Source organism: Arthrobacter sp. CP30 (assembly GCF_053470025.1).
Genome location: NZ_JBQEMM010000004.1, coordinates 252145 through 275874 on the forward strand (window position 1 = coordinate 252145; position 23730 = coordinate 275874).

Below are 23730 nucleotides of genomic sequence, written 5' to 3' on the forward strand. Positions count from 1 at the left end.
CTTGAGCGTCAGGAGGCCGGCTCCCCGAGAGGGGGTGCCGGCCTCCGTCACCATGGGGCCCGGTTCCACCCGTCCGTCTCTGCGGGAGATGCGTTGCCGGCGGGCCGGCCCGGCTACCCGCGGCGCGAACCGGACCGGAAGCCGTTGAGCAGCGACTGCGGGAACAACCGGGCCTTGACCCTCGTGGACCAGGGGCTTCCACGCCGCAGCGCACGGGTGACGATATCGACGTCGTCCCACCGCGGTGCGGAGGGACGCGCGAGCCTGGCCGAGCCACCGGTGCCGCCCGCGCCGAACCGCCGGACCGGCGGGATCGCTCCGTCCGCCGCCGGGATCCGTTCGGCGTACTCCTCGTGCTCGTAGGCATTCCTGAGCCGGGCCAGCGACTCCGCAGGCTCGCCCGCGAGATCCGCCTCGCGGGTCAGGCGGGCTGCGAAGGTGCGCGGGGTGTCGGTCTCGTCGAGCGGGTGTCCGTAGTCGCCGGCGATCTCCGTCGTCTCGGCCCAGGCCGCGGTCGCGGCTCCGTCGACGGCCGACACGTCCGCGACGGCGACGGTCCGGCGGCGTGACCGGGTCCTGGCCGTGCGCAGCAGCAGGGGGACGAGGGCGAGCAGGGCGATCCCGCCGAGAGCGGCCGCGCCGGCGCCGGGCGAGGCCTCGTTCTGCGGTCCGGCACCCGGGCCGCCCGCCGCAGCATCCGAGGGTTCCGCCGACGCTTCGGCCTCCGCTCCGACCCGGGGAAGGCTTCCCGGGTTCAGGGCGTCGGAGTCGTCCGCACGGGGTCCCACCGGCGAGAAGGCCCGCTGCGCGTAGGTCGGCACCACGCCACGGGACGGCGTCGGTTCGAACTGGACCCACCCGATCCCCTCGAAGTACAGCTCGGGCCAGGCGTGGGCATTGCGGGAGTCGACGACGAACTCGTTGAGCTCGGTGCCGTCGGGGCCCTTCTCGGTGTCGCCGGTCGGGCTTCCCGGCGTGTAGCCGACGGCCACCCTGCTGGGGATGCCGGCCGCCCGGGCCATCACGGCCATGGTCCCCGCGTAGTGCACGCAGTATCCCGACTTCGAGTCGAGGAAGCGGGCCATGACATCCATGCCGCTGCCGTCGTACCCGCCCTCCACGGGGGCCTCGACCGAGTACGTGAACTCCGGTCCCCGCAGGTAGTTCTGGATGGCCATCGCCTTGTCGTAGGGGTTCACGTACTCCCCGGTGATCTCGTCGGTCCTGGTGCGGACGATCTCCGGGGTGTCGTCGGGCAGCTCGCTGAAGATCGCGGGAACGGACTCGCTGTCCGACGGCCCGATCGCCCCCAGCCCCTCCCGCGTGAGCGCCGCGGAGCGGGTTTCCACCAGGTACTCCTGCCGGGCCGTCGAGCCGCCATCCGTCGCGAGGATGGACAGATTCGCCGGATCCCAGGCCCAGCTGCCCGCGAGGTTCGAGACACCGACGGGTGCGTACGGGGACAGCAGCCAGGGGCTCGCATAGCTCTGCGTCGTGATGCGCGTGAAGACCTGCTCGGTACCGGCGCCAGCAGCAGGCGCCCCCGTCTCCGCGCCGATCTCCTCGACGCCCGCCTCGCGTTCGCCCCTCCGCTCGTCCGGCTCCCAGCGGCGTCCGCTGAAGTTCTCGAGCGTCACGGCCCGCAGGTAGACCGGGGTGTCCGCGTTGGTGGAGTAGGCGATGCGCCCGAAGCCCGTCGGGTTCCGGAGGTCGTTGCCGAGGGTGACGGCGGGATTCAGCCCCGTGGCATTGCCCCACAGGTTCAGGCGCGCGCCCTGCGGGAAGGCTCCCGAGGTGAAGCCGGGCACGAACATCGGCAGGACCACGGCGACGGCCAGGGCCGCGGCTCCGATCATCGCGCTGCGCCCGGCGAAGCCCGAGGACGCTCGCGCCCCGCCCGACGCGAGCCGATTCCCCCGCCACTGCGCGACGGCGAGGAGGAGCAGGAACGCGAGGACCGTGGTGATGAAGGCGAACATGCCCACACCGGTGGGCTTCACGACGGCCGGCGAGATCATGACCGTGATCAGGGCCAGGCCGCTGGCTGCGGGCATGCGCAGGGTGGTCGAGAAGAGGTCGACGACGATCGCGATGAGCCCGAGCGCGGCGCAGACGATGAGGAAGATCCCTGCACTCGGCAGGACGGGAGCGACCTGGGACACCACCGTCTCCTCGGCCTGGGCGAGCAGGCGCTGCAGTTCCAGCGAGGTGCCCGGACCGGGTACCACCCCGAGGATGCTCTGGCGCGGGAAGAACTGGGCGGTCAGGGACCCGATGAGGGCGAGAACCCCCACGAGAGCGGTGATGATGCTGCCGAGGCGGAGCGCCCGCGTGGCGGCCATCGCCACCAGGACGGGGACGAGGGTGCCGACCACGGGCGCGAGCCACGTCCAGGGTTCGACGACACCGTTGAGGCTCGTCGCCGCCGCGAGCACCGCGAGGAGGCAGGCACCCGTCACGGCCCAGTGCCACGGGTCGGCCGACGGCGACCGTCGGGGAACGGCCGACGCGGTGCCCGGAGCCGTCGCGGGGCGGGTGAGAGTCGAGGTCATGCTGATCCCCTGGAGATGTCGCGTGCGGGTCGGTGCTGCTCGGACGGGCGCCCGGCGCCCGGGGCGGCGCCTGCTCCGGAAGGAACAGGACCGGCGGGCTGCTCGAGACCGGCCCAGACCGTGGGAAGGGATGCCATGGGTGACGCCGCGGTCGCATGCCAGCCCGCATCGCGCAGGATGTCGATCTGTCTCCGGGAGTCCGCGGGGCGCTCGGTCGCGATGATGGCGTACGACGGGGAACTGCCGTCCGCCGCAGAGGCGAGCGCCTTCGCTTCCTCGGTCGTCAGGACCCCGACGACGGCGATGAGGGGGCCGCGGTGCCGCGTCGCGGCGAGCTTGTCCAGGAGATCGTCGCCGTACGCCGCGTGATGGGCTGTCTGGGCAGCTTCCGCCGTCGACCGCCGGATGCGTCGTGCCGCCGCCCGCGCGGCCTCGCCGGCCCGGACCGCGCTGCTACCGGTGCCGTCCTCTGCCGAGGACCGCCGCCCGGTTTCCGGCGCGAGTTCCAGGGCGGCCAGGCCCTCGGCGATGCCGGCGACCGCGCCCTGGCCGTGGTGCTCCTCGTCGGACGGGAACGGCGCGGAGGCGGAGTGCAGCAGTGCAGGCGCCCCGTGGTGGTCGAGGAAGCGCAGGGCGTAGTTACGCTCGAGGAGGTGCGCGCTGATGGACATGACAGCGGTGACCGCCCACTCGAACGTCGGCGACGTCGTCAGGCCCGTGCCGTCCCCGCTGCCGAAGGCGGCACTGAACCCCGTGGCGAAACCGTGGTGGCGCTGGTCCATCAGCAGGGTTGCCTGCGGCGTGGTCACTGATTCCTCCTGCCGGACCATCAGTTCGCTGTGGCGGGCGGTGGCGGCCCAGTGCACCCTCCGCATCGAGTCGCCGTGCCGGTATTCACGCGTCATGACGTCGTCGTCGCTGGGGTTGGCCTGCCGCCTGGTCGCCGCCATGCCGTCACTGCCCCGCGAGCCGGACAGCGCGGTGCCGAGCAGGTCCACCGGCGCTGGCGTCACGACCAGCGGATCGCTGCCGCCGAGGACATGGCGCGAGATGCACAGTCCGAACGGGTCCGTGAACTCGGCCGTCACGGGCCCGATCCCGTACACGCCCCGGGAGGCCGATCTGAGCCGGTACTCGTAGAGGGACACGCCGTCGCGCGTGGGGTTGCGTGACGGATAGGTGAACTGGGGGGCCTGCCCGAAGCGGGCCGGGAGTTGCTCCTCCATCGCAACCGTCGCACCGCCGGCCACCGAAGCGGTCAGCGAGAGGGTGACGGTCGTCGTCGCCCCGATCTCCATGGACTGCGGCTGGAAGCGTCGCGCCACGGTGAAGCGCGGCTTGACGATCCGGAGGACGATCAGTGAGGCCAGGGGCAGGGCGAGCAGCAGTACGCCCACGTACAGGAGGTCACGCCGGCCCAGGATCTGCGCCGCCAGCAGCGAGACGATCGCGGTGAGGACGAAACTCCAGCCGCGCACGGTCAGGATGCGCGAGGGGAGCTTGTCGAGGAGGGCCATCGGAGATCCGCCGGACCTAGGAGGGGACCGAGTCGGGGGTCGGACGCGTCATCGCCGCTGCACCTCGCGGGCCACGGGGACGCGCGCGAGGACGTCCGCGACGATGGTGGATGCGGTGTCTCCGGCACTGGTGGCCTTGCGGTCGAGCAGGAGGCGGTGGGCGAGGACGGCGTCGGCGATCGCGGCGATGTCATCGGGCAGGACGAAGTCGCGCCCCTCGAGGGCTGCGCCCGCCTTCGCGGCGCGGAGGAGCTGGAGCAGGGAGCGGGGGCTCGCGCCGAGCCGCAGCCTGGGGTGCTCGCGCGTGGCGCGGCCGATCGAGACGGTGTAGTCCTTGACCGCGGGCGAGACATAGACACCGCGCACCTGCCGCATCATGCCCGCGATGTCCGCGACGCTCGCCACCGGCCTGATCGCCTCGAGGGGCGAGACGGACTGGTGGGTCTCCAGCATGTCCGCCTCGGCCCGCGCATCGGGGTAGCCCATCGAGATGCGCGCCATGAAACGGTCCCGCTGGGCCTCGGGCAGGGGATAGGTGCCCTCCATCTCGATGGGGTTCTGCGTGGCGACCACCATGAACGGCGCCCCGAGCGGGTGCGTGTGGCCGTCGACGGTCACCTGGTGCTCCTCCATGCACTCGAGCAGCGAGGACTGTGTCTTGGCGGAGGCCCTGTTGATCTCGTCGCCGATGACGATGTTCGCGAACACGGGTCCGCGCCGGAACTCGAAACGCCGCGAGTCCTGGTTGAAGATCGAGACGCCCGTGACGTCGGACGGCAGCAGGTCGGGGGTGAACTGGATCCGGTTCACGGTGCAGTCGATCGTCCGCGCCAGGGTCTTCGCCAGCATGGTCTTGCCCACCCCCGGGACGTCCTCGAGGAGCAGATGGCCCTGTGCCAGCAGAACCGTCAGGGCCAGCCTCGCCGCTTCGGGCTTGCCGTCGATCACGGTGTCGATCGCATCGAGGATGCGGGTGCTGATCTCGTGGAATCCTGCTCCCGAGACGTCCGGGACGTCCTGGGCCGCCGATCGCGGATCGTCGGCGACCTCGGCGATGTTGTGCTGGACGTCCATGGGTACCTTCCACGCGAGAGCCTGCACCGGGACCGTCGGCCGGGGCGGCCGGGATCGACGACACAGGGGACGGCCGCGACCGATCCGGCGCGGGGCAGGACAGACCGGGCTGCTGGATTCAACAGATTACTAGCTCAACTTGTCCCCGGGGCGATAAGTTCCGCGCGCTGGCTAGGCTTGAAGGTATGTGTGACAGTGCGAACGCGGCCGGCCGCGGCCTGACCGTCGGGGAGACCCCGCCCGCCTATCGGGAGCCCGAGGAGGCCGACGCGTCCGGGTCCGACGCGTCCGGCTCCGGCGAGCCCGCGGGGGAGGTGCGACGGCGACGGAAGGGTGGCTTCCCGCCCCTGCCGGAGCCGCTCGCAGTACCGGTGATCGACAACCACACGCACTTCGACGTCCGGGACGGGGCCGTCATGGTCCCGATCGGCGAGGCCCTCGACGCGGCCGAGGCGGCCGGGGTCCGCGGCGCGATCCAGGTGGGGACCGATCTGGAGTCCTCGCGGTTCACGGCCGCCGTCGTCGAGCAGGATCCCCGCCTGCTCGGCGCGGTGGCGCTGCACCCCAACGACGCCCCGCTCCTCGCCGAGGGAGGGACGCTCGACGACGCGCTGTCGGAGATCGAGCATCTCGCGGCGGGCGACAGGATCCGGGCCCTCGGTGAGACCGGCCTGGACTACTTCCGGACCGGGGAGGAGGGACGCGGGGGCCAGCTGAGGTCCTTCCGAGCCCACATCGACATCGCCAAGCGCCTCGGCAAGGCGCTCCAGATCCATGATCGGGAGGCGCACGACGACGTCGTGGCCACCCTGCTGTCCGATGGGGCACCCGACCGCGTGGTGCTGCACTGCTTCTCGGGCGATGCCGACCTGGCCCGTGTCTGCAACGAGCAGGGCTGGTTCATGTCCTTCGCAGGCACCGTCACCTTCAGGAATGCCGCGAACCTGCGGGAGGCCCTGCTCGTCGCGGACCCGGGGCTCGTCCTGGTGGAGACCGATGCCCCGTTCCTGACGCCGCATCCCCACCGCGGCCGTCCGAACGCGAGCTACGTCATGCCGAACACCGTGCGGGCGATGGCGGAGGTCGTCGGCTCCGGCGTGGACGCCCTGTGCTCCCGGCTCACCGCCAACACCGAAGCGGTGTACGGGAGCTGGGACGCTCCGTGACGGCCATGCTGCTCCGAGCCCGGCCGGCGGGTCGCATCACCGGAGGAGTCGGCGGATGATCGACGTAAGTAGCCCGATCCGGCGAACCGAGTAGCACCCCGCAGAAGGCGGGTGGGCGGCACTCGTGCCACGCCGCACACGCGCTCCGTAGCCTCGATGCAGGGACTCCCGCTCGCCTGTGCCAGCACGCCGGCCGGCGGGTGTCCCCTCGCCGCCCTTCTTCTGAGACCGGAAGGGCCGGCGCACACGGTGGCCTCCCTTCCCAGCGAGGAGGCCGCTCCCGAGCGGGTCGGCGGCGCCGGGCACCCTCCTGAGACCAGGGTTCCCATCAGGCGTCGCCGACTCCCTCCACCGGATCTCCGCTCACCCGCCCTCGACCGTCCGCTTCGGCCCCCACCGGCCCCGGGGCCGGATACCGGCGGGTGCCGAAGCGGATGGCCGCCGTCCGCCGGGCCGTCCGCCGGGCCGGATACGATGGCGGAGTGACTTCGACCCCTGCCGCGGGCCAGCCCGCGCCCCTCCTCGGCGCCGCCGACATCCGCCGACTGGCAGCCGAGGTGGACATCCGCCCCACCAAGACCCTCGGCCAGAACTTCGTCATCGACGGCAACACCATCCGCAGGATCGTCACGGCGGCCCACCTCGCTCCGGACGAGACGGTGCTCGAGGTGGGACCCGGGCTCGGATCCCTGACCCTGGGCCTGCTCGACGCCGCGGAGCGGGTCGTCGCCGTCGAGATCGATCCGGTGCTGGCCGGGAAACTCCCGGGGACGATCGCGCAGTGGCGGCCGGACCGCACGGCGGCCCTCGACGTCGTCCTCGAGGACGCCCTGCGGGTCACGGCACTGCCGCACGCGCCGACCGCCCTGGTCGCCAACCTGCCCTACAACGTGGCCGTCCCCGTGGTCCTCAACCTCCTCGCGCGCTTCCCCACCCTCCGGCACGGCCTCGTGATGGTGCAGGACGAGGTGGCCGACCGGCTGGCAGCCCCGCCGGGGTCGAAGGTGTACGGCGTGCCCTCGGTCAAGGCGGCGTGGTACTCCAGCATGACGAAGGCGGGGGTGATCGGGATGAACGTCTTCTGGCCGGCGCCGAAGATCGCCTCCGGCCTCGTCCGGTTCACGCGGCGCGAGCCCCCGGTCACGACGGCGACCCGGGAGCAGGTCTTCGCGGTCATCGACGCGGCGTTCGCGCAGCGGCGCAAGACGCTCAGGGCGGCGCTCGCCGGCTGGGCAGGGTCCCCGGTGCTGGCCGAGCAGGTCCTCCGCGCCGCGGGCGTCGACCCCACCGCGCGGGGCGAGGTGCTCGACATCACCGCTTTCGCGCGCATCGCCGAGGCCAAGGTCGACACCACGGTCGACATCGGAGTCGACGCCGGACCCGACACCGACGCCGCGCCGACCGCGCCGACCGCGCCGGGGCCACCCGAGGCGTCCGCTGCGGGCTGACGCCGTCGGCTAGGTTGGTGGACATGGTCTCGGACAGAACTCTCGACATGCGCACGGACTTCGCCCGTGCGCGCTCCGTCCGGGTGAAGGCCCCTGGCAAGATCAACGTCTCGCTCCGGGTGGGCCCTCCCCGGGAGGACGGCTACCACGGCATCGCGAGCGTGTTCCTCGCCGTCTCCCTCTACGAGGAGGTGCTGGCGACCGAGACCCCGGGTCAGGGGATCAGCGTCACCGTGAACGGGCAGGGCACGCTTAACCTGCCCGCGGCGAGCATCCCGCTGGACCGCAGGAACCTTGCCGTGCGCGCGGCCGAGCTGCTGGCCGAGGTGAGCCCCGGCCACACCGGGGTGCAGCTGGACATCACCAAGCGCGTGCCGATCGCGGGCGGAATGGGCGGAGGATCGGCCGATGCCGCCGCGGCCCTCCTCGCGTGTGACGCCCTGTGGGGCAGCGGGTTCTCCAGGGACGAACTCGCGAAGATCGCCGTGGACCTCGGTGCGGACGTGCCGTTCGCGCTGGTCGGTGGCACAGCCGTCGGCCTCGGGGTGGGGGACCAGCTCACGCCGGCCATCTCCAAGACGCCGCTGCACTGGGTCCTCGTCACCTCCGACTACGGGCTGTCCACGCCGGAGGTCTACCGGACTCTCGACGCGATCCGGCTGCGGGACGGTGTGGAGCCCGACTCCCAGCCCGGCATCGATCCCGCGATCCTCGGCGCCATGCGGGCCGGGGACGCATCGGGCCTGGCGCCCCTGCTGCACAACGACCTCCAGCAGGCCGCGCTCGAACTCGCTCCCGCCCTGGGAGATATCCTTGAGACCGGCAGGACCGCCGGAGCGCTGGCCGGGATCGTGTCAGGATCCGGGCCCACCGTCGCCTTCCTCACCCAGAGCTCGGGTCACGCAGCCGAGCTCGAGGTGCTCCTCGCATCGGAGGGGCTGCAGGCGACGTCCGTCCACGGTCCGGCCCACGGGGCCCGCATCTCGCAGGACCCCCAGGGCTGACCCGGGCCACCCCCGGATCAGCACACCACACCGCTCAACCGAAAGCAGCATCTTCTTGGCACACCTCCTCGGCGCGGAATCCCTCAGCGTCGCCTTCGTCACCCGCACCATCCTCGACACCGTGTCCCTCGGGCTCGAGGACGGCGACCGTATCGGCATGGTGGGGCGCAACGGCGACGGCAAGTCCACGCTCATGCGCCTCCTCGCCCAGCGGAGCGTGCCCGATTCAGGCCGCGTCACCAAGCGGCGGGACGTGTCCGTCGGCTACCTCGACCAGTCGGACGTGCTCGACGGCGACCTCGAGGTGGGTCGCGCGATCGTGGGCGACCAGGCGGACCACGAGTGGGCCTCCAATCCGAAGATCCGCGATGTCATGGGCGGTCTCGTCTCGGAGGTCGACTGGCACGCCCGCGTCTCCTCCCTGTCCGGCGGGCAGAAGCGCCGCGTGGCGCTCGCGAAGCTCCTCATCGGTGACGACGACGTCATCATGCTCGACGAGCCCACCAACCACCTCGACGTCGAGGGCGTGGCCTGGCTCGCGAAGCATTTGAAGCAGCGGTGGCGCCCCACCGAGGGTGGGCTGCTCGTGGTGACCCACGACCGCTGGTTCCTCGACGAGATCTGCAACCACACGTGGGAGGTGCACGATGCCATGGTCGACGACTTCGACGGCGGCTACGCAGCCTACGTCCTCGCCCGGGCCGAACGTGACCGCATGGCGTCCGTCGTCGAGTCCAAGCGCGTGCAGCTGGTCAAGAAGGAACTGGCCTGGCTGCGGCGCGGCGCACCGGCCCGCACGGCGAAGCCGAAGTTCCGGATCGAGGCGGCGAACGAACTGATCGCGGACGTCCCCGAGCCGCGTGACTCCCTGGCGCTCAGCAAGATGGCCATGTCCCGGCTCGGCAAGGACGTGCTGGATCTCGAGGACGTGAGCCTCGCCATCACCGACGGCGAAGGCCGGGACCGGACGCTGTTCGACCGGATCACCCTGCGCCTGGCGCCGGGGCAGCGGCTCGGGCTCGTGGGCGTGAACGGTTCGGGCAAGACCACCCTGCTGCGCCTGCTCAACGGCGAACTGCAGCCGACGGCGGGCAAGGTCAAGAAGGGCAAGACCGTCCAGACCGCGGTCCTGTCGCAGGAGGTCCGTGAGCTCGACGACGTGAACGACCTGCGGGTCATCGAGGTCATCGAGTCGGAGAAGCGCGTGTTCGCCGTCGGGGGCAAGGAGGTCTCGGCGAGCCAGCTCGTGGAGCAGCTCGGCTTCACCAACGAGAAGCAGTGGACGCGGGTGAGCGAGCTGTCCGGCGGCGAGCGCCGTCGCCTGCAGCTGCTGCGCCTGCTCGTCGGCGAACCGAACGTGCTGATGCTCGACGAACCGACCAACGACCTCGACACCGACACGCTCTCCGCCATCGAGGACGTCCTCGACGGCTGGCCGGGGACCCTCGTGGTGGTCTCCCACGACCGCTACCTGCTCGAGCGCGTGACCGACTCCCAGATGGCGCTGCTCGGCGACGGGCGCCTGCGCGACCTCCCCGGCGGCGTCGACCAGTACCTCGACCTGCGGAACGCCGCGGGCCCGATGACCGCCACCGGCAGCGCCGCCTCCCCGGCCGTCAGCGGTGGATCGGCAGGGACGTCGTCCGAAGCGGATCTCCGGCAGGCGCGCAAGGACCTCGCACGGATCGAACGGCAGATCTCCAAGGTCGATGCCCAGAAGGGCAAGCTGCAGGCACAGATGGAGGAGGCCGGGGCGAAGTCCGACGCCGACTTCGGGGTGATCGCGGGGCTCAACACGCGCCTTCAAGAGCTCCAGGCCGGTATCGAGGACCTGGAAGGCCAGTGGATGGAAGCCGCCGAGGTCCTGGGCGAGTAGGCCGGCGCCGCCGGCGGGTGATCGGCTCGCCGAAGGGTGCGGGGCGTGGCAAACTAGATAACCGTGCGCAGGTGCCCCGCGCCGGGGTCCAGCTGCCGCATGGTCCGCCCTGGTGTAATGGCAGCACCCCAGCCTTTGGAGCTGTGGAGTATAGGTTCGAATCCTATGGGCGGAACGGCGCAAGCCCCGGTACCGGTCCCTCGCGGACGGCGGATCCGGCCACCACACCACAGGTAGGAGTGCCCGCTTCGTGAGCCCCCAGAGTGAAGAGACGGTGACGCCGGCGGCGTCCACCGCCCAGAAGCCGGCGGCGGTCATCGTCCTCGCCGCGGGAGCCGGGACCCGCATGAAGTCCCGCACACCGAAGATCCTCCACCCGCTGGGCGGTCGGTCCATGATCGGTCACGCGCTCGCCGCGGCGCGGGGCCTGGACCCCCACCACCTCGCCGTCGTCGTCCGGCACGAGCGCGAGCTCGTCGCCGCGCACGTCGCGGGTGTCGATCCCGAGGCCCTGCTGGTCGACCAGGACGACGTCCCGGGGACCGGCCGTGCGGTGCAGGTGGCCCTCCAGGCCCTGGACGCGAGGGAGGGAACCATCGGGGGCACCGTGGTGGTGACCTACGGCGACGTACCCCTGCTCGAGGCCGCGACCCTGCGGGACCTCGTCGAGGTGCACGTCCGGGACCGGAACGCCGTCACCGTGCTCACTGCCGAGCTCGACGACGCCACCGGCTACGGGCGCATCGTCCGGAGTCCGGACGGCACGGTACTCGGCATCGTGGAGCACAAGGATGCCTCCGAGGAGCAGCGGACCATCCGCGAGGTGAACTCGGGGATCTATGCGTTCGACGCCGACGTCCTGCGCAATGCGCTCGGCCGGATCGACGCCGGCAACGCCCAGGGCGAGCTGTACCTGACCGATGTGCTCGGCATCGCACGGAACGACGGCGGCAGGGTGGCAGGACTGATCGTGCAGGACCGCTGGCAGGTCGAGGGCGCCAACGACCGCGTCCAGCTCGCCCATCTTGCCGCCGAGCTGAACCGCCGCATCCTCGAACGGTGGATGCGCGCGGGCGTGAGTATCGTCGACCCCGGCAGCACCTGGATCGACGTCCACGTGGAGCTGGCCGAGGATGTCACGGTCCTGCCGGGAACGCTGCTGCACGGCACCACCACGATCGCCAGGGACGCCGTCGTGGGTCCCGACACGTCCTTGACGGATGTGTCCGTCGGGCAGGGCGCCCACGTGACCCGGACCCACGGCAGCGGCGCCAGGATCGGCGACGGGGCCAGCGTCGGTCCCTTCACCTACCTCCGGCCGGGAACGGTGCTGGGCGAGGACGGCAAGATCGGCGCGTTCTACGAGACCAAGAACGTGGTGGTGGGCCGCGGCTCGAAACTCTCGCACCTCGGCTATGCAGGCGATGCGGAGATCGGCGAATACACCAACATCGGCTGCGGCAACATCACCGCCAACTACGACGGTGTCGACAAGCACCGCACCGTCATCGGGTCCCACGTCCGCACCAGCTCGAACACGGTCTTCGTCGCGCCGGTCACGGTGGGCGACGGCGCCTACACCGGTGCCGGCGCCGTCATCCGCAAGGACGTCCCCGCCGGGGCGCTCGGACTGAGCGTCGTGGCGCAGCGCAACGTCCCGGGCTGGACCTCGGAGAAGCGACCCGGCACAGCTGCGGACGAGGCGGCGCGCGCGAGCATGGCCGGAACCGACACATCAGGCCCACAGGCAACGAAGGAACCACAGGAAAGCGGTCAGTCATGAGCGAGATCACGGCACGCGGCGAGAAGAAACTGGTGCTCGCCTCCGGGCGTGCACACCCCGAACTGGCCGAGGAGATCGCGTCCTGGCTCGGCACCGAACTGCTGCCGGTCTCCGCCTACGACTTCGCCAACGGCGAGATCTACGTGCGCTCCGGCGAGAGCGTGCGTGGTACCGACGTCTTCGTCATCCAGGCCCACCCGGCGCCCCTGAACAACTGGCTCATGGAACAGCTCATCATGGTGGATTCGCTCAAGCGGGCCTCGGCCAAGCGGATCACCGTCGTCTCGCCGTTCTACCCCTATGCGCGGCAGGACAAGAAGGGGCGCGGACGTGAACCGATCTCCGCCCGCCTCGTCGCGGACCTGTACAAGACGGCGGGAGCGAACCGCCTGATGTCCGTGGATCTGCACACCTCCCAGATCCAGGGGTTCTTCGACGGCCCCGTGGACCACCTCATGGCCATCCCGCTCCTCGCCGACTACATCCGGACGAGGGTCGATGCCGACAATGTCACGGTCGTCTCGCCCGACACCGGACGGGTGCGCGTCGCCGAGCAGTGGGCCGAGCGGCTCGGGGGGGCACCCCTCGCGTTCGTGCACAAGAGCCGCGATCTCACGGTTCCGAACCAGGCCGTGTCCAAGCAGGTCGTCGGCCAGGTCGAGGGCCGCACCTGCGTGCTCATCGACGACATGATCGATACCGGGGGCACGATTTCCGGGGCCGTGCAGGTGCTGAAGAACGCCGGGGCCAAGGATGTCATCATCGCGGCGACCCATGCGGTGTTCTCCGATCCGGCGGCGCGTCGACTGGCCGAGTCCGGGGCCCGTGAGGTCGTCGTCACCAATACTCTGCCGATACCCTCCGAGAAGCGCTTCCCCCAGCTCACGGTCCTGTCGATCGCACCCCTGATCGCCCGTGCCATCCGCGAGGTGTTCGACGACGGATCGGTGACGAGCCTCTTCGACGGCAACGCCTGACCGGTGCCGGGTCCACCGGTGATGCCCACGATGGGCTTCGCCGTGGGCGTTGCTGATACGTGCAAGGACGAGAAGGTCGAACGCGTAGGGAAATGGCGGAAGACGAGTAGTGCTCCTTCAAAGTTAGGTGTGAAAAACAAGTAAGAGTGCTGACGATCCCGTAGCGCCCACTCGTGCTGAGCCTTCCTGGCCTTCCTAGGCTGAGGCTGACATCTGTCACAAGCTGGGAAGAAGTAGGTCTTTCATGCGGTCTCACAGTCTCGTACACGCCCTTGTCCCCCCGCCTGCTGCAGCCAGGGCGCCCTGGAAGAGCCCGGTCCAGGCGCCACCGGAGCACCTTGTGCGCTTCATCGGACGAGCAGCGGAGACGGAGTCGGCCCTGGCGGCCCTCGGCAGTCCGGGTTCGTCGGGCGTGGTCGTCGTGGGGGCCGCTGGCGTAGGGAAGACCGCGCTGCTGCACCAGCTGCAGCTCTCCTTGGCGGGCAGCTACGTGGTCCGCCTCAGAGGACTGCGTTCGGCTGCGTCTCTCCCTTACCGTGCGCTCAGCTTCCTGCTCTCCGAGCTACCACGTACCGTGATGCACCCGGCGCTCGTCCTCTCGGCGGTCGCGGCACATCTGCGGGAGGAGGCGGGCGGCCGGCGCATCGTCTTCACCATCGACAACGCCGAGCACCTCGACAGGGCGTCATCGACGCTGATCGGTCAGCTTCTCGCCGGCAATAGAGCCTCCGCCGTCATGACCGTGACTGACTTCGCGCGGGCGGATCCGGTCTTCATGAGCCTCTGGCGGGCCAACTCGCTCCGTCGAATCGACCTCGGGCCGCTCTCCTTCGAGGACACGGTGTTCTTCGTCGCCTCGGAGCTCGGAGCTCCTGTCAGCCGCGAGGGGGTGGAGGCACTGTGGTCCGTCGGCGGTGGGAACGCGCAGGCCACTCGAGCTGCACTGCAGAGTTTCGTCCAGCGCGGCGTGCTGGCGCGGCGCGGAGAGGCGTGGGTCCTCTTGCCCGGGCGGGAGGGGATCGAAGACGACGTCGTGAGCACATCGCCGCTTCTGCGCACCCTCACCCGCAACCAGCGGCGGATCGTCGACCTCGTGGCGCTGAGCGGCGGGCTGCCGTGGAGGGACGCCGCTCGGCTCACGGACACGTCGGAGCTCGACGCGCTGCAGGATGCCGGCGTCCTGGTGGTGTCGGCGCATCCCGAACCCCGTGTGCTGCTCGCTACCAGGGGCCTGGCGGAGGCGGTGGCCGAACAGGTCCCCGAGGACGAGGCGGCCAGCTTGTACCGGGACATCCGATCCCGGTCCTCAGCTGCCCGCCTTCTCGCCGAGGATCCGGCCCGCGAGGTGGGCTGGCTGATTCAGGCCGGCCTCCCCGTCGACGCCCAGTTGGGTGTCACGGCCGCCAGGACCTTGAACCGGAACGGGCAGCACCGGCGCGCGGGCGATCTCCTCCGCAGGATCGTCCTCCGACAGGAGTCACATGCGCTCACCCTCGAAGTGATGATCGCTGCCCTCGGTCAAGGACATCTCAAGGACGCCACCGCCGCATCCGCGACGCTCTCTGCTTCCGAGAACGAACTCGACCGGGAGGTGTTGATCAGGCATCTGGTGGAGGAGAGTCACCTTCGTCGGCTCCAGGCCGTCGCTGAACCGGCCGCACCGCTGGACCGGGCCGAGGAATTGCTCGTGTCCTGGGAACGCGATCGGATCGGCCAGCCCACGGTAGATGGGCGGGACCGGTCGGAGTTGATGAGCCTTCGTCGACATGTGTGCGTCGCCCGTGCCGAACTGGCGTCCTTCGAGGGCCGGTACCGCGACAATCTGTCCGACCTCGAGGGGGCCCTCCGGGCCGAACTGTCCTCGTCGAGCGATCGCGAGGAGTGTGAGTCGCAGGTGGCTCTCCAATCCCTGCTGCTCGAGGCCATGGTCCTGCAGGCTCCGACGGAGGATGCGCTGCGACTCGCCGAGGCACTGGCTCGCAACCTGGCTCATCCCGAGGTCTCGCACCAGGCGGCCGATGCGGTGCTCCTCCGCGTCGAGGTCGCATTCCTCATCGCCGGTAGCTGGACTGAGGGGCGGAAGATCTTCTCCGACTTCCGGCCTTCCTCCAGAACATGGTCGCTCCATCGCGGTTCGCTCGCCGATCTCACCGTCGCGTTGGATCTCATAGCACGCGACCGCGCGCGGGATGCGACTGCGCTGCTCGGGCCTGTCGTCGAGCAGCTACGCGTCGCCGATCCCCATGGACTGCTGTCCCTGGCCGGCGCCGTCCTCACCTACTGCCATGCCCTGACCCGACCACCGGATCGTCGGGTGTCGCATTTGCCGGTGTCGGGCCAGAAGCAGCGGAGCCCCTGGATGGTGCGCCGCGCGGTGCGGCACTACAAGCTGCTGTCGTACGCCCTGACCGGTGGCCGCGCCGAGGCTGCCCTGCAGCTCCAGGAGCGAGTCCAGGGCGATCTCGGTCGGGGAGCAGCGATGTGGGCCGTCATCAGCCTGGTCTCCGCTTTGCGGCTCGGCAGCATGCGGGCCGCCACGGAGCTGGAGGCGTTGTCCAAGAACCTCGACGCGCCTCTCGCAGACGTCTACCTCCTCTACGCGCGGGCGCTCCTGGCGTCGGATGTCGATCTGATCATTCAGGCCGTCGAGGGGGCGGCAGCATCCGGCGACTACCAATTGGCCGCCGACATCGCGAGATCGGGAGGCGATCAGGCGTTGGCTGAGGACGACCGGGCAGCCTTCCGTCTGATTCACCGCCGGCTGCGAGACGTGCTGCCCGAAGCGCTGCGGAATGGGCGGGGGGTGGCGGCCCAGGGACTGCTGACTCCACGGGAGCGGGAGATGGCGGCGCTTGCAGCCCAGGGCAGCAGTAATCGCGCCATCGCGCAGCGCATGTTCGTGTCGGTGCGGACTGTGGAGGGGCACCTCTACCAGGTCTATTCGAAGCTCGGTATCACCACCCGCACCGAACTCGCCGAGCTGTTCCCGACGGAGATCGGTTCCTGATGTTCTCGGCACTGTCCGGTGATGTGCCGCTCGTCGGCCGGTCGGTGCTGATCGAGGGGATCGGACAGGCCGTCCGCGAGGACGACGTCTACGGAGCCTTGGTCTACGGTGAGACCGGCACGGGCAAGAGTGCCATTGCCCGTCATCTGGTCACGTCACTTCGTGGGGATTTCATCCCGTTCCTGGTGACGCCGGCATCAGCCCTGGCGACCATCTCCTACGGGGCACTCGCGCCCTTCCTCATCGATGCATCGGCCGACGACATGGCCTCCTCACTCGGCGTCCTGCGGCGGATCATGGCCTTCTTCCGCAGCAGGGCCGCGGATCGTCGAGTCCTCGTCCTGCTGGACGACGCCCACCTGCTCGACGACGACAGCTGCCACCTCCTCGCGCAGCTCGTCACGTCGAGGACCATCAGCCTCGTCGCCTTCGCCCGTCCCGTCACTCCGGTCTCCGATGAACTCGCGTCGCTGTGCCGGGACGGACTCCTCGAACGGTTCGATATGAGTCCCCTCGCATCGAACGAGGCCTACGACCTGTGCTGCCAGGTGCTCGGGTCCACGATCGTCCGGGGCGCGAGTGACCGCCTGCGTGATGAGGCTTCAGGGAATCCACTGTTCCTCAAGGCGATCCTCGACGAGGCACTGGCCCGGGGAAGCCTTGCCCGTCCGGACGGGGTGTGGACCCTCGACGACGAGGAGGTCGCCCTTCCCGCCTCGCTCGTCGATCTCGTCCGGTCGGTCACCCTCGGCCTGGACGAGCACGGCAGGAAGGCCTTCGATCTCGTGGCGCTGGCAGGTGTCGTGGCTTTCTCCGACCTCGTGCGGCTCACCAGCGAGGCTGCGGTGACCGCGCTGCTCGACGAGGGGCTCATCAGAAGCGTTCAGCAGACCCCCGCCCATGCGGTGCACGCCTACTCGCTCTACGGGAAAATCGGCAGGTCCCTCGTCCCGATCGGCCGCAGTAGCATCCTGCACGCCGAGATGAGGTCGGTCGTGGGTCCCGACACGGACCTGTCCGCTACAGCTGCGATTCGGGATGTCGAGTGGAGTCTCGACTGCGGAGAGCCGGTAGCCGACGAGCGTCTCCTCAAGGCGGCGGAGCTCGCGCTGACCGCCCTCGATCCTCAGGCCGCCCTGCGATATGCAGGTGCCGTCCGGGCTGTTCACCTGCTCGACCCGGCCCGCATCCTCCGTGCCACAGCCTTCCTGGAGCTCGGCCGCATGGAGGAGTGTCGGATCGCGGCGGACGGCTATCCGCAGGCGACGGCCATGCCGGAGGAGGTGACGGCCGCCGGGCTCTTGAAGGTCCGGCTGATCGTCGCCGACGGCCAGGAGACGGCCGCTGCCGACGAGGTCATCGAGTGGTGGTCGAGGCGTATCCGCTCCTGGCGACAGGATCGGCGGGAGCCGGAAGAGTTCATCGCCCCGCCACGGCGGAGTCAGGACATGCCGGGGTCCGGGCCGAAGGCGGTGTGCGGACCGCTGACACCATCCGACGACGCGATACGGGACTGTGAGCACCACCTCGTCGTGGCTCGGGCCTTCTCCTACAACGCCCTGGGTCAGTACGAGAGGACGGTGGATGTTCTTCGCCCCTTCCTTGCGGCGGAGGATGCCGGCCTGCGTCCGACCGTCCTCGCCGGGGCGATCCTGGCTGAAGCCCTCGGTGCGCTCGGGCGGAGCGTCGAGGGCCAGAAGCACGGCGCGGCCGCCCTCACTGCAGCAGAGCGGCACCAGCAGGACGCGCCGGACCTCCACCGCACGGCCTTCTTCCGTCACGTGCACCTGCTGGTGCACAGCGGGGATCTTCGTGCGGCAGAAAGGGCCCTGGCGACCTATGCTGCCGGTGAGCATCGTGACTACTCGTTCGTCGGCGGCGGGTTCGCCGTGCTCGGAGCCGTGCTCGAGGCCCGACGCGGTTCCTTCCGCGCGGCACTCGTACAGCTGCGCCCGGCCCTCGCATCCCTCAGATTGTCGGATCAGGAGTCCCTTCTGCCCTACGCACTGGGGGTGGCCGCGTGGACCGCGGCGGCCCTCGGCGAGACGGGCTTGGCGAACCAGTGCTCGAGGGAATTCGCGGCTGTCGGGATCCACGGGAATCGCCAGAACGCGCTTCTCGGACACGCCTTCGAGGCCGCTTCCCGCTCTTTGCTCCACCAGGACGCCGGCGCATCCCGGTTGGTGGAGCTCGCCGCGATCGCTCGTCGGAACGGATGGGCCAGTGCTGAGAAGGACATCCTCGAGCTCGCTACCGTGCTCGGCGATGAAGCGGCGCCCGTCCTGCTGAAGGACACCACCTCATCCCTCGAGGGAGCGGAAGCAGAAATCCTTCACGGCTACGCGTCTGCCGTGGTGACACGCGATGCGTCCGCCCTGGTGGCGGCGGGCGACGGCGCCGAGCTCCGAGAGAAATACCTGGTCGCGACCGATGCCTGCCGTCGGGCTATGGACCTGTACGCACGACGCGGCGATACCCGGTCCCAGCGCGCCCTGGCGACAGTTCTCCGGCGGCGACGGAGCCGGATCGACGGCGGCCCTGCCGATGGGTCCTACGATGCAGACGGCGTGACACCCCTTACCGCCAGGGAGCGGGAGCTCGTGCTCCTCGCCGTCGAGGGCCTGTCCAACAGGGAGATCGCACGGAGACTGACCGTGTCCGTGCGGACCGTCGAGGGCCACCTGTACCGCATCTTCGTCAAGCTCGGCATCAGCCGTCGCGAGGAACTCACTGCCGACCACGGCGAGGTTGTCCGCACTTCATGGGAGACAAGCCGCGAATAGGTAATTCCGGGGATTGATACGAGTAGTTCGACGACGGAATAGGGTCGGTACTACTCGTGATCGATCTCCGTCGGAGACCTAGAGTTGTATGTGTTGGACAGGATGCCGAGAGATCAGCGGTCACCCTGGACCGCCCATGTACTGGGTCGGCGGCGTAGGAGTTCTCTTGAGACCAGGACTTCGTCCCCAGCCGCCGCCGACCCTCACTCACTGTATCTGCAGAATCCTGTCTTCGGCAGGCGTGAAGCTAACGAATTGACCCCCTTTCCTGAGAAAGGGGGTCAATTCGTGTGTGCGCGCTCAGGAGTCCGCCGATGGACGCGCAGGGCCGCCCGCGAGGGGACAGGTCCTGCGCGCGACCTCAGGTACGCACGTTCCCACTGTGCTCGCGGTACCAGTCCACCGTGCTGCGGATACCGTCGGCGAGGGAGATACTCGCGGTCCATCCTGCTCCAGCGAGCTTAGAGACGTCGAGGAGTTTCTGCGGAGTGCCGTCGGGCTTACTCGTGTCCCACTGCATCCTCCCGGTGTACCCGACTGCGTCAGCAACGATCTCGGCGAGCTCCTTGATCGTGATGTCGCTACCGGTTCCCACGTTCACGTGTTCCGCACCGTCGTAGTTCTCGAGCAGATGGAGACAGGCGGCCGCCATGTCGTCCACATGGAGGAATTCCCGTCGTGGTGAACCCGTGCCCCAGTTCTGGACGGAATCGGCTCCCGACTCCACCGCCTCGTCGTAGCGGCGGATGAGAGCAGGAAGAACGTGGGATCCCTGACTCGAGAAGTTGTCGCCCGGCCCATAGAGGTTCGTCGGCATGGCCGAGATCCACGGCAAGCCATACTGGCGGCGAACCGACTGGACGTGCATGATGCCGGCAATCTTAGCAATGGCGTAGGCATCGTTGGTCGGCTCGAGGTGCCCGGTGAGCAGCGCCTCTTCACGGATCGGCTGGGGTGCCAGCTTCGGATAGATGCAAGAGGACCCCAGGAACAGGACTCTCTCGACGTTCTGCTCCCGAGCGGCATCGAGGACGTTGACCTGGATCTGAAGATTCTCGGTCAGGAAGTCCACGGGGTACGTGGCGTTGGCCAGGATTCCGCCGACCTTCGCTGCTGCGAGGACCACGTACCGCGGCTTGACCCGCGCCATGTACTCGAAGACGGCTTCGCGGTCCTTGAGATCCAGTTCGAGCGACGACTGTCCGTGGAGATCGGAGAAACCTTCCGCTTCGAGCTTGCGCCAGATGGCGGAACCGACCAAGCCACGATGGCCGGCGACGTAGAAGGCCGCCGACCGGTCGAGGGGCTGGGGGATGAACGAGGCCATGTCAGTTCTTCCAGCAATCGAGGTCGACCGTGTCGATCCATGTACGGCCTGCATGATCGAGAGCCTGGATGTCGGCGTCGACCATGAGGCGAGCCAGGTCGGGGGTATGGATGGTGGCCTTCCAGCCGAGTTTCATCTCCGCCTTCGAGGAATCGCCCACGAGCGCATCCACTTCGGTCGGTCGCAGATAGCGCTCGTCGAACCGGACGTGGTCCTCCCAGTTCAATCCTGCGTGCTCGAAGGCGATCCGCAGGAAGTCCCGCACGGTGTACTCGCCCCCCGTTGCGAGGACGAAATCGTCGGGCTCGTCGGCCTGGAGCATTCGCCACATGCCCTCCACGTATTCCGCCGCGTAGCCCCAGTCGCGCACCGCGTCCAGGTTCCCCATGTAGACGTGATCCTGCTGGCCCGCCTTGATGGCGGCGACGGCTCGCGTGATCTTCCGCGTCACGAACGTCTCGCCGCGGCGAGGGGACTCGTGGTTGAAGAGGATTCCGTTGACCGCGTACATGCCATAGGCCTCGCGGTAGTTCTTCGTGATCCAGTAGCTGTAGACCTTGGCGGCCCCGTAGGGCGATCGCGGGTAGAACGGCGTGTCTTCGTTCTGGGGCGGGGGAGTAGCGCCGAACATCTCCGAGGACGATGCCTGATAGAACTTGGTGTCGATACCTGCGAGTCGGACGGCTTCCAGCAACCTGACCGTCCCCATGCCCGTCGTGTCGGCCGTGTGCTCGGGTTCATCGAAGGAGACGCGGACGTGTGACTGCGCCGCAAGGTTGTACACCTCGTCCGGCCGGATGTCCGCCAGGAGGGTGACCAACCGCGAGCCGTCACTGAGATCGCCGTAGTGGAGGAAGAGTTTGGCCGACGGATCGTGTGGATCCACGTAGAGGTGGTCGACACGCGACGTATTGAAGGTCGACGCCCTTCGGATCAGCCCGTGCACTTCATAGCCCTTGTGCAGGAGGAGCTCGGCGAGGTACGACCCGTCCTGGCCTGTGATTCCGGTGATGAGAGCGCGTTTAGGCATAGTGTTCCCCATGATGATCTAGTCGTCGGTCCAGCTGGAAGTGGCACCCGGGATGCGTGAGATTTTTATTGTACGTGGCGGGGTGCGATCCCTTGACACGACGGCCTGCGTAGGTCAAGTTCCATCGGTGGCAGCGGGAGGCGCCCCGGTGCGGTCCGCCGCCACGCCGTCGCGCACCCTGGTCGCGGTCCAGGCGACACCTGATCCGATCACGACGCCGAGGGAGTTCGCCGCGATGTCGGAGAGGCTGGCCACCCTTTGGGGAAGGGCGATGAGCTGTGCGAGCTCGATGCCCACCGACAGGGCCAAGCCCGTCACCGGGCCGAATCGACGTAATCCACGCGGCGCAAGGATGAAGAAGAACATGCCGAAGGGAACGAACAGGATGACGTTCGAGGTCGACTCGACGAATCGGTAGCCGAGCCAGGACGGCCACCCTGCGCGGTGCAGGTCGGCGAGGGCTGCCCGAAGGGCCGTCCCGCCATCCCGGTCCACGGGCAGTGGTGAGAGCACGACCAGCCCGAGCACGCCCAGCCAGAGGATGCACACCACCAGGGCGATGCGTCGGTAACGCGCCGAGGGCAGAGGTGCGGACAGTGCGGTGATCCTTCGGACGGGGGCTGGCGATGACGGTCGCGGCGCCCTGGGACATCGACCAGTATCGCAGGCCCATGGCCGGTGCGGTGCGCGGCGTGCGGTAGGATTAATGCCGATGCCTAGGCGAGGGAGCGGCCTGCGGATCCCGGTCAGTCCGGCGATCGTGCGGCGAACTCCGTGATCGACGGTGGCTAGCGACGTCTCCCGGACTGCAGTGAGCAGCCGAGCGGTTTCCTGGACCAGCCCGAAGCGCGTTCCTCCCGCCGCGGCTTGAGTCCCGACGGCGGTCCACCGGACTGCCGCCCATGTCACCGAGGAGAACCCATGACCGACCAGAAGCTCGCAGCGCACGTCCGGACCGAATTTGGCAAAGGCGCTGCCCGCCAGGCCCGCCGCGCCAACATGATCCCCGCGGTCATCTACGGCCACGGCGCGGACCCCATCCACGTCCTCCTTCCCGCCAAGGCGACGACCCTCGCGGTGCGCACCGCCAACGCCCTCCTCACGCTCGACGTCGCTGGTGAGGACCACCTCGCGCTCGTCAAGGACATCCAGCGCAACCCGATCAAGCAGATCGTGGAGCACCTCGACCTCCTGACCGTGCGTCGCGGCGAGAAGGTCGAGGTCGATGTCGCCATCCACATCGAGGGCGAGCCTGCAGCGGACGTCGTCTCCAACCTCGAGGCCAGCACGGTCCTCGTCGAGGCCGAGGCGACCCACCTGCCCGAGACGCTCACCGTGAGCATCGAGGGCCGCGAGGTCGGACAGCACGTCCTCGCCTCGGACATCGTCCTGCCGCAGGGCGTCACCCTGCTCACCGACCCCGAGACGCTGATCGTCAACCTCATGCCCCCCGTGGTCCAGGACCTCGGCGAGACCCCTGAGACGGACGACGACGTCGAGGGCACGTCCGAGGGCGCAACCGCGGCCGACGCCGACGCCGACGCCGTCATCACCGACGCCGACGAGCAGTAGGCAGGATCCGCACGGTGTCCACTGACACCTGGCTGGTAGCCGGGCTCGGGAATCCCGGGCCCGGCTATGCCGGCAACCGGCACAATGTCGGGCAGATGGTCCTCAATGTGCTCGCCGGACGCCTCCGTGGCAGATTCACGACGTCGAAGGTCCAGGCCCTCACCCTCGAGGGCAGGCTCGGTCTCGGCGGACCGCGCGTCGTCCTCGCGAAACCGTCGACCTACATGAACCTCACGGGCGGACCCGTCTCCGGGCTCGCCCGGTTCCACGGCATCGAGCCGGACCACGTGATCGCCGTCCACGACGAGATCGACATCCCGTTCAACACGATCAAGGTGAAGCTGGGTGGGGGAGAGGGCGGGCACAACGGCCTCCGTGACATCAGCAAGGCGCTCGGCACCAAGGACTACTACAGGGTGCGGGTCGGCGTGGGCCGGCCGCCCGGCCGCCAGGACGCCGCCGACTTCGTGCTGAAGGACTTCGGCACCGTGGAGAAGAAGGACCTCCCGTTCCTCGTCGATGACGCCGCAGACGCCGTCGAACAGGTCATCACGGACGGTCTCCTCGCTGCTCAGCAACGCTTCCACCCTCAGAAGGAGCATGGCGGCTGATCC

Annotated in this window: 16 protein-coding genes and 1 tRNA gene; 11 read left to right on the forward strand and 6 right to left on the reverse strand. The window is 69.3% G+C overall.

Annotated features, from left to right (window positions below; all coding sequences use genetic code 11):
* Window positions 1-113: 113 nt before the first annotated feature.
* The 3 genes from ACTIMO_RS08000 to ACTIMO_RS08010 are packed head-to-tail and all read right to left on the reverse strand — an operon-like array spanning window position 114 to window position 5143.
* The gene (locus tag ACTIMO_RS08000; protein WP_448182055.1) at window positions 114-2552 is read right to left on the reverse strand and encodes a transglutaminase TgpA family protein; all 2439 of its coding nucleotides are present in this window, start codon (window positions 2550-2552) and stop codon (window positions 114-116) included.
* Window positions 2549-4069 (reverse strand): DUF58 domain-containing protein, encoded by a 1521-nt coding sequence (locus ACTIMO_RS08005; RefSeq protein ID WP_448182056.1) that lies wholly within the window; start codon window positions 4067-4069, stop codon window positions 2549-2551. The genes ACTIMO_RS08000 and ACTIMO_RS08005 overlap by 4 nt, the downstream gene beginning before the upstream one ends.
* A gap of 48 nt (window positions 4070-4117) precedes the next feature.
* Window positions 4118-5143 (reverse strand): AAA family ATPase, encoded by a 1026-nt coding sequence (locus ACTIMO_RS08010; RefSeq protein ID WP_448182057.1) that lies wholly within the window; start codon window positions 5141-5143, stop codon window positions 4118-4120.
* Window positions 5144-5328: 185 nt separating this feature from the next.
* Here ACTIMO_RS08010 and ACTIMO_RS08015 point away from each other — a divergent pair, with 185 nt between their 5' ends.
* From ACTIMO_RS08015 to ACTIMO_RS08055, 9 genes are all read left to right on the forward strand, one after another.
* Window positions 5329-6309: a TatD family hydrolase gene (locus ACTIMO_RS08015; RefSeq protein WP_448182058.1), complete on the forward strand. Its 981-nt coding sequence runs from the start codon at window positions 5329-5331 to the stop codon at window positions 6307-6309.
* A 482-nt stretch (window positions 6310-6791) separates the two neighbouring features.
* Complete coding sequence (gene rsmA, locus ACTIMO_RS08020; RefSeq protein WP_448182059.1) at window positions 6792-7757, forward strand: 16S rRNA (adenine(1518)-N(6)/adenine(1519)-N(6))-dimethyltransferase RsmA; 966 nt, start codon at window positions 6792-6794, stop codon at window positions 7755-7757.
* A 23-nt stretch (window positions 7758-7780) separates the two neighbouring features.
* Window positions 7781-8761: a 4-(cytidine 5'-diphospho)-2-C-methyl-D-erythritol kinase gene (locus ACTIMO_RS08025; protein ID WP_448182060.1), complete on the forward strand. Its 981-nt coding sequence runs from the start codon at window positions 7781-7783 to the stop codon at window positions 8759-8761.
* Window positions 8762-8816: 55 nt separating this feature from the next.
* Entirely contained in the window at window positions 8817-10637 is a 1821-nt protein-coding gene (locus ACTIMO_RS08030; RefSeq protein WP_448182061.1) for an ATP-binding cassette domain-containing protein, read from the forward strand.
* Between the two features lie 103 nt (window positions 10638-10740).
* A tRNA-Gln gene (locus tag ACTIMO_RS08035) sits at window positions 10741-10812 on the forward strand.
* Window positions 10813-10887: 75 nt separating this feature from the next.
* A complete protein-coding gene (gene glmU / locus ACTIMO_RS08040; protein WP_448182062.1) occupies window positions 10888-12420 on the forward strand; it encodes a bifunctional UDP-N-acetylglucosamine diphosphorylase/glucosamine-1-phosphate N-acetyltransferase GlmU in 1533 nt (510 codons plus the stop codon).
* Complete coding sequence (locus ACTIMO_RS08045; RefSeq protein WP_055770265.1) at window positions 12417-13397, forward strand: ribose-phosphate diphosphokinase; 981 nt, start codon at window positions 12417-12419, stop codon at window positions 13395-13397. Before glmU ends, ACTIMO_RS08045 begins: the two co-directional genes overlap by 4 nt.
* 340 nt (window positions 13398-13737) lie before the next feature.
* Window positions 13738-16404, forward strand: a complete 2667-nt coding sequence (locus ACTIMO_RS08050; protein WP_448182063.1) for a LuxR C-terminal-related transcriptional regulator — start codon at window positions 13738-13740, stop codon at window positions 16402-16404.
* Window positions 16404-19187 (forward strand): LuxR C-terminal-related transcriptional regulator, encoded by a 2784-nt coding sequence (locus ACTIMO_RS08055; RefSeq protein ID WP_448182064.1) that lies wholly within the window; start codon window positions 16404-16406, stop codon window positions 19185-19187. Before ACTIMO_RS08050 ends, ACTIMO_RS08055 begins: the two co-directional genes overlap by 1 nt.
* A gap of 361 nt (window positions 19188-19548) precedes the next feature.
* Here the strand turns inward: ACTIMO_RS08055 and ACTIMO_RS08060 are convergent, their stop codons facing one another.
* From ACTIMO_RS08060 to ACTIMO_RS08070, 3 genes are all read right to left on the reverse strand, one after another.
* Entirely contained in the window at window positions 19549-20514 is a 966-nt protein-coding gene (locus ACTIMO_RS08060; RefSeq protein WP_448182065.1) for a GDP-L-fucose synthase family protein, read from the reverse strand.
* A gap of 1 nt (window position 20515) precedes the next feature.
* Window positions 20516-21544, reverse strand: coding sequence for a GDP-mannose 4,6-dehydratase (gene gmd, locus ACTIMO_RS08065; protein ID WP_448182066.1), 1029 nt, complete (start codon window positions 21542-21544; stop codon window positions 20516-20518).
* Between the two features lie 114 nt (window positions 21545-21658).
* Complete coding sequence (locus ACTIMO_RS08070; RefSeq protein ID WP_448182067.1) at window positions 21659-22096, reverse strand: VanZ family protein; 438 nt, start codon at window positions 22094-22096, stop codon at window positions 21659-21661.
* Between the two features lie 369 nt (window positions 22097-22465).
* On the opposite strand from ACTIMO_RS08070, the gene ACTIMO_RS08075 reads away from it, so the two are divergent.
* Both ACTIMO_RS08075 and pth read left to right on the forward strand, forming a co-directional pair.
* Entirely contained in the window at window positions 22466-23116 is a 651-nt protein-coding gene (locus ACTIMO_RS08075; RefSeq protein WP_055770280.1) for a 50S ribosomal protein L25/general stress protein Ctc, read from the forward strand.
* Window positions 23117-23130: 14 nt separating this feature from the next.
* Window positions 23131-23727, forward strand: coding sequence for an aminoacyl-tRNA hydrolase (gene pth, locus ACTIMO_RS08080; protein ID WP_448182068.1), 597 nt, complete (start codon window positions 23131-23133; stop codon window positions 23725-23727).
* Window positions 23728-23730 lie beyond the last annotated feature (3 nt).